This window comes from Rhizobium gallicum bv. gallicum R602sp, assembly GCF_000816845.1.
Lineage (GTDB): Bacteria > Pseudomonadota > Alphaproteobacteria > Rhizobiales > Rhizobiaceae > Rhizobium > Rhizobium gallicum.
Genome location: NZ_CP006878.1, coordinates 138,379 through 154,454, shown reverse-complemented (window position 1 = coordinate 154,454; position 16,076 = coordinate 138,379). Strand labels below are relative to the sequence as shown.

At 59.0% G+C, this 16,076-nt stretch carries 16 protein-coding genes; 15 read left to right on the top strand and 1 reads right to left on the bottom strand.

Going from position 1 to position 16,076, the window contains the following annotated elements:
• The first annotated feature begins 39 nt into the window (after nucleotides 1–39).
• The 5 genes from RGR602_RS20790 (at nucleotide 40) to RGR602_RS20770 (ending at nucleotide 5,050) form a co-directional block, all read left to right on the top strand.
• Entirely contained in the window at nucleotides 40–933 is an 894-nt protein-coding gene (locus tag RGR602_RS20790; protein WP_040114031.1) for an MBL fold metallo-hydrolase, read from the top strand.
• A 12-nt stretch (nucleotides 934–945) separates the two neighbouring features.
• A complete protein-coding gene (locus tag RGR602_RS20785; protein WP_040114030.1) occupies nucleotides 946–2,070 on the top strand; it encodes a zinc-dependent alcohol dehydrogenase family protein in 1,125 nt (374 codons plus the stop codon).
• A gap of 21 nt (nucleotides 2,071–2,091) precedes the next feature.
• Entirely contained in the window at nucleotides 2,092–2,868 is a 777-nt protein-coding gene (locus RGR602_RS20780; RefSeq protein WP_040114029.1) for an N-acyl homoserine lactonase family protein, read from the top strand.
• A gap of 151 nt (nucleotides 2,869–3,019) precedes the next feature.
• Nucleotides 3,020–3,709, top strand: coding sequence for a GntR family transcriptional regulator (locus RGR602_RS20775; protein WP_007636440.1), 690 nt, complete (start codon nucleotides 3,020–3,022; stop codon nucleotides 3,707–3,709).
• Nucleotides 3,710–3,817: 108 nt separating this feature from the next.
• Entirely contained in the window at nucleotides 3,818–5,050 is a 1,233-nt protein-coding gene (locus RGR602_RS20770; RefSeq protein WP_040114028.1) for an alpha/beta fold hydrolase, read from the top strand.
• 374 nt (nucleotides 5,051–5,424) lie between these two features.
• On the opposite strand, the gene RGR602_RS20765 is transcribed toward RGR602_RS20770, so the two are convergent.
• Entirely contained in the window at nucleotides 5,425–6,192 is a 768-nt protein-coding gene (locus RGR602_RS20765; protein WP_040114027.1) for an SDR family oxidoreductase, read from the bottom strand.
• 129 nt (nucleotides 6,193–6,321) lie between these two features.
• Here RGR602_RS20765 and RGR602_RS20760 point away from each other — a divergent pair, with 129 nt between their 5' ends.
• From RGR602_RS20760 to RGR602_RS20715, 10 genes are all read left to right on the top strand, one after another.
• Entirely contained in the window at nucleotides 6,322–6,831 is a 510-nt protein-coding gene (locus tag RGR602_RS20760) for a flavin reductase family protein (RefSeq protein ID WP_040114026.1), read from the top strand.
• A gap of 73 nt (nucleotides 6,832–6,904) precedes the next feature.
• Nucleotides 6,905–7,324, top strand: a complete 420-nt coding sequence (locus RGR602_RS20755; protein WP_007636445.1) for a carboxymuconolactone decarboxylase family protein — start codon at nucleotides 6,905–6,907, stop codon at nucleotides 7,322–7,324.
• Nucleotides 7,325–7,380: 56 nt separating this feature from the next.
• Nucleotides 7,381–8,505 (top strand): LLM class flavin-dependent oxidoreductase, encoded by a 1,125-nt coding sequence (locus RGR602_RS20750; RefSeq protein ID WP_040114025.1) that lies wholly within the window; start codon nucleotides 7,381–7,383, stop codon nucleotides 8,503–8,505.
• Nucleotides 8,506–8,633: 128 nt separating this feature from the next.
• Complete coding sequence (locus RGR602_RS20745; RefSeq protein ID WP_040114024.1) at nucleotides 8,634–9,803, top strand: ABC transporter substrate-binding protein; 1,170 nt, start codon at nucleotides 8,634–8,636, stop codon at nucleotides 9,801–9,803.
• A gap of 67 nt (nucleotides 9,804–9,870) precedes the next feature.
• Nucleotides 9,871–11,094 (top strand): LL-diaminopimelate aminotransferase, encoded by a 1,224-nt coding sequence (locus tag RGR602_RS20740; protein WP_052451667.1) that lies wholly within the window; start codon nucleotides 9,871–9,873, stop codon nucleotides 11,092–11,094.
• A 2-nt stretch (nucleotides 11,095–11,096) separates the two neighbouring features.
• Nucleotides 11,097–11,495 carry a GFA family protein gene (locus tag RGR602_RS20735; protein ID WP_040114023.1) on the top strand — a complete coding sequence of 133 codons (399 nt, stop codon included), beginning with the start codon at nucleotides 11,097–11,099 and terminating at the stop codon, nucleotides 11,493–11,495.
• Nucleotides 11,496–11,990: 495 nt separating this feature from the next.
• Nucleotides 11,991–13,550, top strand: a complete 1,560-nt coding sequence (locus RGR602_RS20730; protein WP_040114022.1) for a sugar ABC transporter ATP-binding protein — start codon at nucleotides 11,991–11,993, stop codon at nucleotides 13,548–13,550.
• Complete coding sequence (locus RGR602_RS20725) at nucleotides 13,550–14,515, top strand: ABC transporter permease (protein ID WP_040114021.1); 966 nt, start codon at nucleotides 13,550–13,552, stop codon at nucleotides 14,513–14,515. Before RGR602_RS20730 ends, RGR602_RS20725 begins: the two co-directional genes overlap by 1 nt.
• Nucleotides 14,516–14,527: 12 nt before the next feature.
• Nucleotides 14,528–15,541, top strand: coding sequence for an ABC transporter permease (locus RGR602_RS20720; RefSeq protein WP_040114020.1), 1,014 nt, complete (start codon nucleotides 14,528–14,530; stop codon nucleotides 15,539–15,541).
• A 16-nt stretch (nucleotides 15,542–15,557) separates the two neighbouring features.
• The gene (locus RGR602_RS20715; RefSeq protein WP_040114019.1) at nucleotides 15,558–16,067 is read left to right on the top strand and encodes an NADPH-dependent FMN reductase; all 510 of its coding nucleotides are present in this window, start codon (nucleotides 15,558–15,560) and stop codon (nucleotides 16,065–16,067) included.
• The last annotated feature ends 9 nt before the right edge of the window (nucleotides 16,068–16,076 follow it).

The following is a 16,076-nucleotide window of genomic DNA, read 5'->3' as shown; positions in this document are numbered from 1 at the left end:
TCTGTCAAATAGTGCAGCCAATCTGGGAGGATAAGCGGCGTGCTCAATGACCAAGCGCATCAGACTAAGTTGCCCTATTTCTATCCGTTCAAGTTCGGAAGCGGCGAAATAGCGGTACTTTCGGACGGACCGTTGGAACTGGGCGACCCGCGGGAGAATTTCCTCGGGGTCGACGCGGCCACGGTGACGGAAATGCTCGACAGGAACTTCCTGTCAAGTTCGTCGGTGACCCTCGAGCAGAACATCCCCCTGGTCAAAATCAACGGAAAGACCATCCTGTTTGACACCGGGATGGGGACGTCGAAGATATTCGGGCCGACGACCGGCCGCCTGCTGAAGAGCATGCAGGAGGCAGGGATCGACCCGTTAGAAGTCGATGCCGTGGTGTTGTCCCACGCACACATCGACCACACCGGCGGCCTTTGCGATCAGGACGGAAAGCTTAATTTTCCGAACGCGGAGATCTTCATAAGCGAAAGCGACTTCGATGACTGGACCGACGGAGGCAAGCTTGATGACGGTTTCAAGGCCCAGGTGGAAAATGCCCGGAGGAACCTTCTTCCACACCGTGATCGGATAACGCATTTCGTGGACGGTCAGGAGTTTCTGCCGGGCGTGCAGGCGGTGCACGCTCCAGGCCACACCTTGGGCCACTTCTGCTTCCTCATGCAATCGGACAACGACCGGCTCTGCTTCCTCGGCGATCTCACCCATCATCATATCCTGCTGATGGAACGCCCGTGGATGGAGTTCAAGTACGACACCGATCCCAAGCTCTCGGCGCGCTCGCGCACCCGGGTGCTGGATATGCTCGCGACAGACCGCATACCAGTGATGTCCTATCACTTTGCGTGGCCCGGACTCGGCAACGTCGCCCGGGAGCGGGAAGGCTTCCGCTACGTACCCGCCGCCATGCAGATGCTCTCGAGATAGGAATACCCGACAATGCAGATGAAATCCGTCATTCTCCGAGAGTCAGGGCTTCCCAAGCCGTATGCAAGTTCGCGACCTCTCAGTGTCGAGACCGTCGATCTGACGCCTCCGGGCAATCTTGAGGTCCTGGTTAAAATCAAGGCCGCTGGTGTGTGCCACTCCGACCTGTCGGCGATAAATGGCGACCGGCCCCGCCCGCTGCCTGTCGCGTTGGGGCATGAAGCATCCGGCATCGTCGAAGAAATCGGACCCGGTGTCGATACAGTGAAGGTTGGCGATCACGTTGTGATGTCGTTCCTGCCGATCTGCGGACACTGCGATTACTGCGCGGGAGGACGCGCTAGCCTCTGTGAGCCTGGCTATCGCGCAAACGCCGCCGGGACATTGTTGAACGGTAGCAAGCATATCCGTCTTCGCGGCTACGATATCAACCATCACAGCGGCGTATCGGCGTTTTCGGAATACGCGGTCGTGTCGGCGCACTCGGTCGTCAAGATCACCAAAGACGTGGACGTCACGATGGCGGCCCTGTTCGGATGCGCCGTCATGACAGGCGTCGGTGCGGTCGTAAACACGTGTGGCGTGAAGCCGGGACAGTCGGCCGCCGTCATCGGCCTTGGGGGCGTGGGCTTGTCGGCGGTCCTCGGAGCGGTGGCCAGCGGGGCAAGCGAGATCGTTGCCATCGATTTGATGCCGGAAAAGCTTGAGCTGGCTAAGTCGCTGGGCGCGACGCGTACCTTCCTGGCAACCTCGCCGGATGTGGTCGGCGAGGTCAAGGAAGCGACACGCGGGGGAGTGGACTACGCCATCGAGATGGCAGGGTCGAGCAAAGCGTTCGAAACCGCTTATGGCATTACGCGGCGCGGCGGCACGACAGCCACAGCGGGTCTGGCGAACGTGAACACCAAATTCGAGATCTCGCCGCTTCCTCTTGTCGGGGAAGAACGCATCATCAAAGGCAGCTACATGGGGTCCTGCGTGCCTTCGCGCGATATTCCCCGTTATATCGACCTGTTCCTCAAAGGTCGGTTGCCCGTGGAGAGACTGCTGTCCAGCACCGGCCCGCTTGAGGAAATCAACGAGGCCTTCGACCGGCTGGACCGTGGCGAGGTGATCCGGCATCTGCTGGTTCCCTGAGCCTGCGGAAGGAGCGAGAATTTGAGCGACTGGAAAGTCCTGGCGATACATTACGGCACTGCGGTTCGCCCCGTTGGCGAACTCGGCCTGGAAGCAGGAGATCCCCACGACGCCCCGGGCAGGATCGAGTATTTCGTTTGGTTGATCCGCCATGGTGAACGTCTGGTCCTGGTTGACACCGGGTTTAGCCCGCAGGAGGCTGAAAGGCGCGGGAGGACCATGTTGATCCATCCGGTCGAGGCGCTTCGCCAGCTCGGGATTTCCGCATCGTCCATTACCGACGTCGTCATCACGCATCTCCACTATGATCACGCGGGAAACCTTGCGGACTTCCCCGAAGCCCTGTTCCACTTGCAGGATCGGGAGATGGCCTACGGTACAGGACGATGCATGTGCCATGATCGTCTTCGGCGTCCCTTTGCAGTGGACGCCGTCGTCGATGCGGTCCGTCTGACGTTTTCCGGCAGCATGCGCTTCCACGACGGGAACGGCGAGATTATGGAGGGGCTCACCATCCATCTCGTCGGCGGCCATTCCAAAGGCCTCCAGGTCGTGAGGCTGGACGATGGCGATGAAATCGTCGTCATCGCATCGGACGCACTCCATTTTCAACGCTATCTGGAGCATGACGACGTCTTTCCGCTTTTCGCCGATTACGCCGACGTACTGGAGGGATACCGAACTCTCCGTGAGCTATCAGGACCGTCCGGAGTACTTGTTCCAGGCCACGATCCCGCAGTCCTGACGGGTTTTCGATCGCTGTCACCCGATCTCGCTTTTGCGAAGGTTCTGCGGTAATGGGGACGCGTGGAATGTCCGGTAAGAGACAAAGCTAGGGCGTTCTTCGCTTTTGTCAGACAATCGGGTTGTCTCATTAGGATAACCCACCATATAGTACCATGACGTGCGCGGCCGCGTTCGGCCTTGGTAAAACGGACTTTTGGATCCAATGGGTGATATGGATTTACAGATTGCACGACAGAGTGCCACATTGCGCACTCAGGTAGAAGATAAACTGCGGCAGGCGATATCAAGCGGTCGTTTCAAGCCGGGTCAGCGCCTCGTTGAGCGAGAACTCTGCGAGTCGATCGGTGTAGGACGGACATCAATCCGCGAGGCGCTTCGACAACTCGAGGCCGAGGGCCTCATTACCAGCTATCCGCACCGCGGTCCCGTCGTCAGCACTATCACTTACGAAGAAGCCGCTCAGCTCTACAGCGTCAGGGCTTTGCTAGAGAGCTATGCCGGAAAGGAATTCGCTGAAAACGGAACCGCCCAGGATATCCATACACTCAATGAGGCGGTTGCTGAGTTTGCGGAAGCGGCGGCAAGCGGCGGTGGGAGCAGGCTCATCAAGGCGAAAACCGCGTTTTACGATTGCCTGATGCAAGGGAGTGGAAACGTCTTCGTCAAGCAAATGCTGACATCGCTCCACAATCGGGTGACTCTCCTGCGCATGACGTCGATGACGCAGCCGGGGCGCTTGAACCACAGTGTGGAAGAGATAAAGGAGATCGCTGCGGCCATTACTGACCGAAACGGAGCGAAAGCCGCCGCAGCCTGCAAGTACCACATCGATATGGCGGCTAAAGTCGCACTGGACTACCTTCGTAAAACCTCCGAAAACGACGGCGATTGAAAAAGCGGCAACAGCCGGTATTGACAGATTGTCTGATAATCTGCTTATTCGAAGTCATGGCGCTGCCGATGCGTGCGGCCTGGCGCTCGTTCGAACAGGGAGGTTGCTTTGGGCACTTTTAATAAATTGCGGTCCCGCATAGCGGAGGCTCTTGGGGATCGGGAATTGCCCCGGCTCACTCCGGACCTGACAATGGACATCGCCTTTTACGTCGGCGATCAGGTGATCGCCCTCAATTTCGCTGAAGGCGGCGCGGCGATCTCGGGGGAAAGCGATGACCCCCAGGTGACAGTGAGGGCCACTGCGGACGCCTGGGAGCAGCTTCTGATGACGCCGCCGCCCGCCACCTTTCACTCCTTCACGGCGTTACAGCTTGCAAACCCTCTCTTCGAGATCGCCGGCTCACCGCTCGCCCTCGCGAAAGCACGCCCGGCTCTGGAACGGGTGATTGAGCTCGTCGTAACGTCCCCCGAGATGAAAGCGGAGCATGCGCAACGCGACCTGCGTCAAATCCGGGGGCAGTATGCCGTCGTCGATATCGATGACGTCCCCCATGAAATATATTACGAAGAAGCAGGCGAGGGGGTGCCGGTCCTGTTTCTCCACACCGCCGGAGCGGATAGCCGCCAATTCTTGCCTCAGCTGGCGGACACCGAGCTTGCGAAAAACTACAGGCTGATCGCGGTTGACCTACCATTCCACGGTCGGTCCATGCCGCCGCTGACATGGGACGGCGCACCCTACAAGCTCACGGCATCGCTGTACCTGAAATGGTGCACGGCCATACTCGAACAGGTGGTTCGCGAAAAGGCGATTGTCGCGGGTGGGTCCATGGGCGCGGCAATGTCGCTGGTTCTCGCCGCGGAACGGCCGGAGCATGTCCTCGGGATCGTGGCGATCGAGCCACCTTTCCGCTCCAAGGGACGCCGGAACCCATACCAGCACAACGTAAACGTACACGGCTCACTTCATAACTCGGCGTATGTCAGAGGGATCATGAGCCCACTCAGCCCCGCAGGGGAGCGCAGGAGGTCAAGCTGGATCTATTCGCAGGGAGCACCCGGAGTTTACCCAGGCGATCTTTCCTTCTACAGCGACGAGTTCGACGGAGCAGTGACAGCTCCCCGGATTGACCCGTCGCGCGCCCCGGTGGCGCTGCTCTCGGGCGACTATGACTACTCAGCCACTCCGGCGGATGGGGCCAGGCTCGCCGAACTTATTCCGGGATGCCTCCACCTCGTCATGGATGGGCTGGGTCATTTCCCCATGTGCGAACACCCGAATTTCTTTCGGAGCTATCTTGTAAAAGGGCTCGAGTTCGTACGGCAAGCCGCGCGCTAAGCGGTCGCAGTGACTCTGGTCGCTCGGTGCAACACGCCGGGCGATCAAATTTGAAAGTGGGCGGGCGCCTACCGAGGCTTCGCAATTGGCGTCCCGGCGATGACACAGCCGGCATCGCGGGCGGCATCCTCACGCTCCCGAGAAATTCCGGTAAGAAATTGGAAAAATTCCTGCGATATCTGAGTGAAGGATCAGGCGCGGCGATGCGTTTAAAAAATGCCGTAGCGGCGTCTCATCGCAGGGTCCTGATCACGCAGCCTTGCGCGTGATCTCTATCTTCCCGCCGCGGGCCTCTGTGTTTCCGACATGTAGTTGCCACAGTAAAGGTGCCTCCCCTTGGTCAAGAAGGAGGCACCCATCAGCACCCATGTGCTTTAGCGCACCAAGTGGTTCCCGATCGACGATCCTCCGTCGACGGTGAGAGTGCTTCCGGTCGCAAACCGCGAGCGGTCCGAAGCTAGAAAAAGCATCGCCTCGGCGATCTCTTCCGGGTCGCCCATCCGGTGCAGGGCTGCACGGGCGTTGAAGTCTTCCCGCAGGGCTTGCGGGTCTGCCGCTTCGGCGAAAATCTTGGTGAAATAGGGCGAGTCGATCGTTCCGGGGGCGACAGCGTTGACGCGGATCCCGTCTTTTGCGTGGTCCAGTGCCATGGCTCTCGTGAGTGCCGAGATCGCGCCTTTCGACGCCACGTAGGCCGTGCGGTTAGCGATGGCTGACACGGCCGTGTATGAGGTCGTGTTAATAATGGATCCGCTGCCCTGTTCCGCCATAATGGGAACCACGTATTTCGAGCATAGGAATATCCCCTTCACGTTCACCGCCATGATCCGGTCCCAGTCGGATTCGGCGATGGTCGTGACGTTTCCGGTCATTCCGAACCCCGCGTTGTTGACGAGAACGTCGATACGCCCCCATTTTTCCTTAACTGACCTAACCATCGCCTCGACTTCGGCGGACAAAGACACATCGGCCTTTAACGCGATCGCACCTGTCCCCATTTCTCGCGCGACGTCTCGTGCGGCATCGATGTTGACGTCGACGACGCCAACCTTAGCGCCCTGGCGCGCAAACAGTTCAGCTGTTGCGCGCCCGATCCCGCTGCCAGCCCCGGTCACCACACATACTTTCGATTCCAGATCCATAATCGTCTCCTCTTTCGCTGTATCGAGAAAACATTTTCGCAGACAATCTGTCAATGACGAATAAAACGTGTTGACAGATTGTCTGCTAATCTGCTTATCTTGGCTATCAAATGACTTGGGGAGGTAACCATGGCTGGTGCTGAAATAGCAGCGCAAGCGGCGTTCAAGACCGCTTTGCGCCGGTTCACATCGACAATTTGCCTGATCACAACGGAATGGGAAGGTGCCCGTTACGGCATGGCTGCAACCGCCGTCCAGTCGGTGACGGCTGACCCGCCGACCCTCCTGGTTTGCATCAACCAATCTGCTTCGATCAGCGGCCCACTCAAGCTTACGGGAAAATTCGCGGTCAACATGCTGCATCTTAGCCATGCGCCTTTGGTTCCGCTGTTCAGTGGAAAGCTGAAGGGAGAGGAGAGGTTTGCGCATGGTGAGTGGATCGCGGCTGGGGGAGTACCCATCCTTGCCGACGCCCAGGCAGCATTCGTTTGCAGCCTCAACTCCGCCGTTACCGTCGGCACCCATGACGTCGTTCTCGGCGAAGTCATCGAGGCCCGGTTTATCGAGAATATTGCCCCGCTTCTCTACGAGGACGGGAAATTGGTTCGATCGGCAGCGCTGATCGATGCTGCCGCCTGAAACGTTTGGCCGAGCTTTTTCGGCCTTTGACATCCACCAAATGCCTTTCGGCCGATAATGAGGAGTTTGATCCGTGACTATTGCCACCGATGTGAAATCGCAAGTGAATGGGCGTCCCGTCAGTGAACGGTTCGAGAAGGGTCTGCAGACCCGTCGGGAGGTTCTTGGCGGTGCATATGTCGACGCTTCGGTAAACAAGGCGACGGAGTTCAACTGGCCGATGCAGGAGCTTGTCACCGAGTATTGCTGGAACGAGATCTGGAACAGGCCCGGCCTCGACCGCCGGTCACGCAGCCTTCTCAATCTGGGCATGATTTCCGCCCTTAACCGCCCCCACGAGTTGAAATTGCACGTTCGCGGCGCGATCAATAACGGCCTCAGCAAGGACGAGCTTCGCGAAGTCTTCCTTCAGGTCGCAATCTATTGCGGCGTGCCGGCGGCGATCGACAGTTTCCGCGTCGCGCAGGAAGTCTTCGAGGACATGGGCATCTGAATGGTACCCCGGCTTTCGGGCCGGGAACAGACCAACTCTGTGGAGGAGACTTCAATATGACGACCAGCGATGATTTCCGCGCCGCCGGAAACCCTATGTTTAACGGCAACAAGCTAAAACTTGGCGTATTTGGAACAAATTGTTCGAGCGCTTGCGCCATCACCACCGCGGAATCGACGTTCGAACCGACTTTCGAACACAATGTCGAAATTGCCAAAAAGCTCGAAGCGGCTGGGTGGGAATGCATGGTGCCGATCGCCCGGTGGCGCGGTTTCGGCGGGCCGACGAACTTCAACGGCGTGAACATGGACACGTTCACGTGGGCCGCGGCCCTGGCTGCCGTGACCACGAAGCTGCAGTTTTTCTCGACGACGCATATCCCGACCCTGAACCCGATCGTCGCGACGAAGATGGCGACGACGATCGACAATATTTCGAAGGGCAGATACGGCCTGAACCTGGTGACGGGTTGGTTTACCCCGGAAATGGAGATGTTCGGCGTTCCTATGATGGAGCACGACACCCGTTACGAATATGCCACCGAATGGATGGAAATCGTTGACACCTTGTGGAAGAAGAACGGTGTCACCTATGACGGCCAGTTCCTCAAGGTGAAAGACGCGTTCAGCGAGCCGAAGCCCTACAACAAGGAGGCGGGCCGCCCGGTCCTCATTTGCGCCGGCTCCTCGGGCAAGGGCCTGCACTTCACCGCGAAGTTCTGCGACTTCAACTTCGGCTTCATGCAGGACATGGAATCGGGCACAGCCTGGGTGAAGAAGGTGAAGGAGCTAGCTCGCGAGGAATACAAGCGCGAACTCGGAACCTTCACCGCGTGCCCGGTCGTCGTTCGCGAGACCGAAAAGGAAGCCCAGGACTACTATGACTACTACGTGAACCAGAAAGGCGACTGGGAAGCCTGCGAAAACATCTGCGAGGTTCTTCAGGTTCAGTCACAGAACCACTCGGCGGAGATGTACCAGAAGTTCAAGGAGCGCTTTATCGCTGGCTGGGGCGGCTACCCGATCGTCGGAACGCCGGAACAAGTCGCCGACAAGCTCGTCGCATTGAGCAATACCGGCGTCGACGGCGCGCTTCTCACGATGGTCGACTACAACGAAGAGCTGCCGTTCTTCAACGACCGCGTGATGCCCCTGCTGAAACAGGCTGGCCTCCGAAACTGACCGTTCCGCGGGCGGCGCAAGCCGCCCGCCACCAATCCGAGATCGAAACACGTTTCACCAATTCCGTGGCTCGACGCCAACGGCGTCAACTGCTGTAGCGGATGTACGAAGGGGAGGAGACCCTACACATGCTGAAGAAGGTTTACACCGCATTGAGCGTGATCATCGGGCTAGGCCTGATGACCACCGCCGCATTCGCGGACGGCTTAGACTCGCTACCACCGGACCAGAAGAAGCTCTACGAGCTCTTGGACCCGGCAATTCCCCTCGGCGGTACGCCGCTCAAGGATTTTGTTGCCAAGCGGCCGCCGCCGTGGAAAATCGGCTACGCGTCCACTTATGCCGGCAACACGTGGCGTGCCCAGATCCTCACTGAAATGAACGAGGTTCTGCTTCCGAAATACAAGGAGGCTGGACTGGTATCTGAGCTTGTCGTCACGCAGTCCGACCTGAAGGACGCGACGCAAATCCAGCAGATGCGCCAGATGGTCGACGACGGCGTCGATGCCATCATCATCTGCTGCTCGAACGTGACTGCCATCAACCAGACCATCGAATACGCGCACTCCAAGGGCGTCCCAGTGTTCTCCTTCTCGGGTTACGTGACATCGCCCTACGCGATCAACGCGACCGAAAACAACACCCAGGGCGGCTACACGGCCGCGAAATGGCTGGCGGAGGAAATCGGCGGCAAGGGCAACGTGCTGACGGTCTCGGGCATTCCGGGCTTCGCATCGTCGGACAGCTTCAATGTCGGTGCCAAGAAGGCGTTCGACGAGTACAAGGACATCACCGTCGTGGGCGATGTCGCTGGCAAGTGGACCGATCAGGTCGCCCAGGTCGAAGTCCAGAAATTCCTCGCGACGAACCCCACCGAAATCGCAGGTATCCTCGTCCAGTCGGCGTCGGAAAACGGTGTGGTCAACGCGGTCCAGCAGTCCGGCCGCGACATGATGCCAATCGTTCTCGGCGGCGAGGCGTCGGCGGCGTGCTACTGGCGCAACAATCCCGACTTCATCAGCAAGAGCTTCCACTTCTGGCCGCCGCGGGCCGACGCTCGCCTGGTGTGGGACGTGATGATGCGGACGCTCCAAGGCCAGGGGCCGAAGATCCAGTCGATCCTGCGACCGGCTCTTCCCTACACGATCGACGATGTGAAGGAAGCAATTCCGGAAGATTGCGATCCGAACTCCACGGCGTGGATCGAGCCTAAGGGCGATGCATGGTGGCCCGCGGACGTAGCAGCACAGTACTTCGAGCGCCCGGAAGATCCGCTGGCCTGGCGGCCGAAGAAGTAATCGACGACCTCCCAAGTTGTCCCGCGACCTCCGCGCCGGCATCATCCGTCGGCGCGGAGGACCTACGATGAGGAACCAGAAGTTGGAATTCCACAAGATACAGCGTTTGCCCCCATACGTCTTCGACCAGGTGAACCGCCTCAAGACCAGCGCGCGCGCGGCCGGAGCCGACATCATCGATCTTGGAATGGGCAATCCCGATCTTCCCACGCCAAAATGGGTTGTGGACAAGCTATGCGAAGCGGTGCAGCACCCGCGCACGCACCGCTATTCGGCTTCCAAGGGCATTATCGGGCTTCGCCGCGCCCAGGCTGCGTATTACGCCCGCCGGTTTAATGTGAAGCTTGATCCGGATACCCAGGTTGTTGCGACGCTCGGGTCCAAAGAGGGGTTTGCGAACATGGCACAGGCCATAACCGCCCCCGGGGATGTCATTCTCTGTCCGAACCCTTCCTATCCGATCCATACGTTTGGATTTCTCATGGCAGGGGGCGTGATAAGGTCGGTACCGGTCGAGCCGGATGAGACCTTCTTCCAGCCTCTCGAAATGGCAGTGCGGCATTCGGTACCGAAGCCCCTTGCGCTCATCATAAGCTACCCGTCGAACCCCACTGCTCGCGTCGCGACGCTCGACTTCTATAAGGACGTCATCGCCTTCGCGAAGAAGCACGATCTCATCGTTCTGTCGGATATCGCCTACGCTGAAATCTATTTCGACGGTCCGCCGCCGTCTGTTCTCGAAGTCCCCGGCGCGATCGACGTGGCCGTCGAATTCTCCTCGATGTCGAAGACATTCTCTATGCCCGGTTGGCGCGTTGGGTTTGCGGTGGGCAACGAACGGCTCATCCGAGCGTTGACGCGCGTGAAATCGTACCTGGACTACGGAGCATTTACGCCGATCCAGGTCGCCGCCGCCTATGCCCTAAACTCGGACGGGGAGGACGCCGCGCGGGCCCGAGACATCTACAAGACGCGCAGAGATACACTGGTCAAGACATTTGCCGATGCCGGGTTCGACGTTCCAGCTCCTGCGGCGACGATGTTCGCATGGGCCAAGATACCGCCGGATTTTCGACACCTTGGCTCGCTGGAGTTTTCGAAACTCGTGCTCGAGAAGGCACAGGTCGCGATTTCGCCCGGTATCGGTTTTGGCGAGATGGGTGACGAATACGTACGGCTGGCTTTCGTGGAGAACGAAGACAGAATCCGGCAGGCTGCACGGAACCTGAAGCGGTGGCTTTCTCCGAGCGCACGACTGCCACAACACGATAGAGCGATGAAAGGATTTTGAAGATGCCTATCCTCGGATCTTGCCAATGTAAAGCGGTCCAGTACGAAGTGTCGGAACTGGACGGCCCGATGTGGAACTGCTTTTGCCAGACGTGCAGAAAGTCCCATGCGGCCGATCATAACACTGCCGCCAAGGTGAAGAGTGAGAACTTCAAGCTGCTTTGCGGCGAGGACGTCCTTCACAGCTTTGAGTCGAGCCCGGGGAAACTGAGGTGGTTCTGCTCACGCTGTGGTTCGCACGTTTATGCCGAACGGCCTGCCAACCCGGAGATGAAGGTGCTGCGGGCAGGCACCTTTGACACTGATCCTGGTTCGGTTCCTATGTCCAACGTCTGGCTGTCCCACGCCAGACCGTGGCTTGCTCACGACCCCGCGAAGGAAAACTTCGAAGAGTTCCCGTGATCCGTTCACGGTTGCGCGCGCCTAGGGGCTGATCGAGAATGAGTTCGATCTGCCCCCCAGCGTGGAAGGGCTGGATGATCGAGTGGCACTTTCCGCGTTCGACGCGTGGAGGTTGGAGTGTTCCGTATGCCCCAATCGAAACGGTCGCCTTCATCGGAGTGGGTGCGATGATCATTCCATGACCGGACACTCAATAGCGCTTTGGTCCTGGCTTGATGGCGAAGGCCGCCAGATCGTAGAACCTCTGACCGACCTCAGGCATGTGACGTGCGTTTACAACTTCAGGGCGTCGAGCAACCAACCCATTTCATCGAAACCAACTCGACATCCCGATAAGGGCATGGCGGCTCTATTGACAGATTAGCAGACAATCTGTCATTCTATAGTTCACAGAGTGAGTTCTCGGAGCGTTCAAAACGGCAGTCACAATCCAGCAAGAGGCCCGGGCATCGGATGCCCTGGCGCGGTTTGCTGCTGCCTAAAGGGAGGATGGGCATGACGAATGACGTCGCCGTAAGCATGACGGCCGTGGCCAAATCGTTTGGCGAAACGAAGGCTTTGAAGACATGCGATTTTGTCGCCAGGGCAGGAGAGGTGCACGCGATCGTTGGCGAGAATGGCAGCGGCAAGAGCACCATGGCGAAGATCATGTCCGGAGTTATCGCTGCCGATGCAGGATCTGTCCTGATCCTTGGTAAGCCCATCACCTCGCCAGTCGATGCCAAAGGGGTTGGTCTCGCTACAATCTTCCAGGAAGTCCTTGTCGCCGATGAGGCGAGTGTCCTGGACAACCTTTTCGTGGGAAGCGAGGACATGTTCTCGTTTCGGAAGTCCTCCAAGGAACGTGAAAGCGTTGCGCAAAGCCTTCTGCACCGTCTGGTCGGAAAGCATGTCGATCTCAGGCAGAACGTCGGCGATCTTCCGCTCAGCATCAAGCAATGGATCGTGATTGCCCGAGCCGTTTTGAGGAAACCCAAGGTCCTGATCCTGGACGAGTCCTCGGCTGCACTCGATCTCGACGCGACCGTCCGCCTCCACGAAGAGATCGATCGGCTGCGGTCCGAGGGATGCGCGGTTATCATCGTCACGCACCGCATCGCCGAGCTCGTTCGTATCGCCGATCGGGCGACAATACTGAGAGACGGTTTCACTGTCGGTGTCCTTGAGAAATCCGAGATCACCGAGGCCAACCTCCTGCGCATGATGACCCCTCAAGACCGCCAGATTTCCGCCGCTGCTTCAAAGTCTGCACTGGGCCTGTCAGGTGATCGCAAGGAGGTTCTATCCGTGCATGGTGCGCGCCCCCAGGAGGCATCGCAACCCTTCGACTTCGTCCTTCCGCAGGGATCCATTGTGGGCGTTGCGGGACTGGACGGCCAGGGCCAGGACGCCTTCGTGCGACTGGTCGCAAGGATCATGTCACCGTTCGGAGGAGCGGTCCGGATCCTAAACAGGGAAAGCACCGGTCTCGTCGAAGTCAACACGCTCGACGACGCCGCGAACAAGGGCATTGTGTATGTATCCGGCGACCGGAAGCGGGAAGGAATTTTCCCACAGCAAAGCATTTTCGAGAACCTCGCCATCGGTATCTACCAAAAGAACCTGGGGCCGCTCGGTGTCATCAGGCGGAAAAAGCTGAAGCAGACGTTTGCCCGGGAGGTCGAGCGGCTCCGCGTCAAGATCGGGCACCCGGACAACCGGATTACATCCCTTTCCGGTGGTAACCAGCAGAAGGTCCTGATCGGTCGTGCCTTCGCCAATGATCCCAGAGTGATCGTTCTTAACGACCCTGCTCGGGGCGTGGACCTCAACACCAAGCGCGACCTGTATCGCGAGCTTCGGCTGTTTGCCGAAGGTGGAGGCTCGGTAATCTACCTTTCGAGCGAGATCGAGGAGTTTCTCGGTTTCGCCGATCGCGTCGATGTCTTTCACAAAGGGAGCATCCATCGCTCCCTCGACGGCACCGACATCAACGAAGAAACCATTCTCGCTGCAATGTTCGGCCGCTCGGTTGCCGAAACTACGGAATTCTCCAAAGAGAGAAAGGCACACTGATGTCGCAACGTTTTGTTCCTCCGCTCGACAGGTCGCTGACCGTACCGCTCGTTCTTTTCGGAGTGTTGCTCGTCGCCGCAGCCGTGCTCTCGCCGCGGCTGTTCACCGCAACCGGAGTGGGCGGAGCAATCATCGTCGCAGCACCTTTGATCCTCACGACGCTGGCCCTGACACCGATCGTGATGGCAGGCCGCGGTTCGGTCGACCTTTCCGTTGGCCCACTGATGGGTTTCGTGAACGTCACCCTGATAGGCTGGCTCTCGGCAAGTGGTTACACGTCTCCGCTCGCGGTGATTTGCTGGGTGGTGGCAGTCGGCGCACTGTACCAGTTGCTGCAGGCGCTCATCATCATCTACGTCCGGGTCGCCCCCATCATCGTCACCCTTTCCAGCTTCCTCGTCCTTTCAGGTTTGAACCTCATGGTCATGTCAAGGCCGGGCGGCGTTGCGCCGGACTGGATGATGACGTGGGGAGCAGGAACCACGATCTTATCTCCGGTGCTGATCATCGTCCTGGCGGCGTTCGCTCTTTGGGCCGTTATGCGCCGGACCACCTTTTACTCCCACCTCCGCATGACAGGCGCCGACGAACGGATGGCCTACACGAGCGGAGTGAAAGTCGACACCGTACGCATCTGCGCCCATCTCCTCGGCGGCGTCTTCGTCGGCCTTGCCGCGCTCAGCTATACGGCATTGATCTCTTCGGGCGATCCTACCCAGGGAAGCAGCTACACGCTCCAGGCGGTTACCGCCTTGGTGCTCGGTGGCGCAAATTTGGCTGGCGGGAGAGGGGGGGCTTTGGGGTCGACGCTTGGTGCGCTGAACATGTTCCTCATCTCGTACCTGCTTTCCGCCTTCAGTTTCGGAAGCGTGACAGGGTTCGTGACGCAAATGGCTTTCGGCCTGATCCTCGTGGCATCGCTCCTCGTCAACGTATTCATGACGGCCCGGCGCCCGGCTTTCTAGGGAGGACTTGTAATGACTTCACTCGCAACGGAACAGACGATGAGCCAAACAGGACGATCGGTAAAGCTGCAGCGCAGCATCGTGATTGGCTTTGGTCTGCTTGCCGCACTTCTCGTGCTGGGTACGATCCTTGTTCCGGGGTTCATTTCGCCCCGTAACGCGCGTTCGATATTGCTGCTTGCCGCTTTCCTGGGGCTTGCATCGTTGGGACAGACGCTATGTGCCATGGTCGGCGCGCTTGATCTCTCCATTCCCTATGTCATCGGGGGAGCGAACATTCTCTTCCCAAGCCTGTTGGTCACCGGCATGCCTGCCTGGCTGGCCGTGATAGTGGTCGTTCTCCTGGGAGCAGCAATCGGGGTCGCGAACGGCTTTTTGAGCTTCAGGCTGCAGGGCCAGGCTCTCATCATGTCCCTGGGGGTCGGCTTCGCATTTGTCGGTGCGGTACAGCTCTACACCTCCATCGGTTCCGACTACGGCGGCACGGTTTTCGCCCCCGTACCGAACTGGCTCCGGAATTTCGCCGCGTTCAACGGGAAGACCTTCGGGCTATCCCTGCCGCCGGTGGTGCTGGTTTGGCTGCTCATAACGCTTGCGACCATCTGGGCTCTGTACAACACCTGGTTTGGCCGCTCCATCTACGCGGTTGGGGGCAGCAGGACTGCAGCGGCACGGCTTGGAATTTCCGAAACCAAGGTCTGGACCAGCATTCACGGTATCAGTGGGGCCATGTCGGCGCTAACGGGGGTATTGCTGCTCGGGTTTTCCGGCGGCGGCTTCGTTGGCGTCGGAGACCCCTATCTCTTCACCACCGTTGCGGCCGTTGTGATCGGCGGCACCTCGTTGCTTGGAGGCGCAGGCGGATACGGGGCAACCGTTCTCGGGGTACTCGTATTGACTGTAATGACGTCCCTGCTGGTCGGGCTGGGCCTGAGTTTTGCCGCGCAACAGGCGATCGTGGGTCTGCTGATCGTGCCGATGGTGGCGGTCTACGCTCGCACCCCGCATATCCGCAACCAGATCTGATCGGAGGGTCGCCAAAATGAAGATTGTCGCGATAACCGGCAATGTCTCGCGCCCCTCGAAGACGCGGGCGCTCGGGGAATACGCACTCTCGAGCGTCCCGCCCGGTCACACACGGTATCTGTTTGACCTGGTCGATGTTCTCCCGGTGTTGGGAACCACCCTGTGGCGTTCGGAGGCTCCTGTTGGACTCGCGAACGTTCTTGACGCAATCCAGTCTTCAGACGTCCTCATCGTGGGTACGCCGGTCTTCAAGTCCTCGATGACCGGCCTTCTCAAGCATCTTTTCGACCTCTTCGAAATGACAGCCCTGCAGGGGAAACCCGTTTTGATATTCGCAACGGGTAAGGCCGAGGCCCATGGCGAGCATGTCGAGGCTCACCTGCGCTCATTGATGGGCTTCTTCAAAGCCGAGGTTCGCGGTGACTTCATCTACGCGATGGACGGCGACTTCCCCGATTCGGCACCGTCTGCGGAACTTCGGGAGCGGGTCGACCGCCAACTCGCACGCACTCTGGGCCATGTTTAGTTCAAGGAG

Coding starts and splice junctions, on each gene's coding strand:
- RGR602_RS20775 (WP_007636440.1), top strand. CDS start 3,020: ATGGGTGATATGGATTTACAGATTGCACGACAGAGTGCCACATTGCGC.
- RGR602_RS20750 (WP_040114025.1), top strand. CDS start 7,381: ATGACGACCAGCGATGATTTCCGCGCCGCCGGAAACCCTATGTTTAAC.
- RGR602_RS20735 (WP_040114023.1), top strand. CDS start 11,097: ATGCCTATCCTCGGATCTTGCCAATGTAAAGCGGTCCAGTACGAAGTG.
- RGR602_RS20720 (WP_040114020.1), top strand. CDS start 14,528: ATGACTTCACTCGCAACGGAACAGACGATGAGCCAAACAGGACGATCG.
- RGR602_RS20730 (WP_040114022.1), top strand. CDS start 11,991: ATGACGAATGACGTCGCCGTAAGCATGACGGCCGTGGCCAAATCGTTT.
- RGR602_RS20760 (WP_040114026.1), top strand. CDS start 6,322: ATGGCTGGTGCTGAAATAGCAGCGCAAGCGGCGTTCAAGACCGCTTTG.
- RGR602_RS20725 (WP_040114021.1), top strand. CDS start 13,550: ATGTCGCAACGTTTTGTTCCTCCGCTCGACAGGTCGCTGACCGTACCG.
- RGR602_RS20785 (WP_040114030.1), top strand. CDS start 946: ATGCAGATGAAATCCGTCATTCTCCGAGAGTCAGGGCTTCCCAAGCCG.
- RGR602_RS20740 (WP_052451667.1), top strand. CDS start 9,871: ATGAGGAACCAGAAGTTGGAATTCCACAAGATACAGCGTTTGCCCCCA.
- RGR602_RS20745 (WP_040114024.1), top strand. CDS start 8,634: ATGCTGAAGAAGGTTTACACCGCATTGAGCGTGATCATCGGGCTAGGC.
- RGR602_RS20715 (WP_040114019.1), top strand. CDS start 15,558: ATGAAGATTGTCGCGATAACCGGCAATGTCTCGCGCCCCTCGAAGACG.
- RGR602_RS20765 (WP_040114027.1), bottom strand. CDS start 6,192: ATGGATCTGGAATCGAAAGTATGTGTGGTGACCGGGGCTGGCAGCGGG.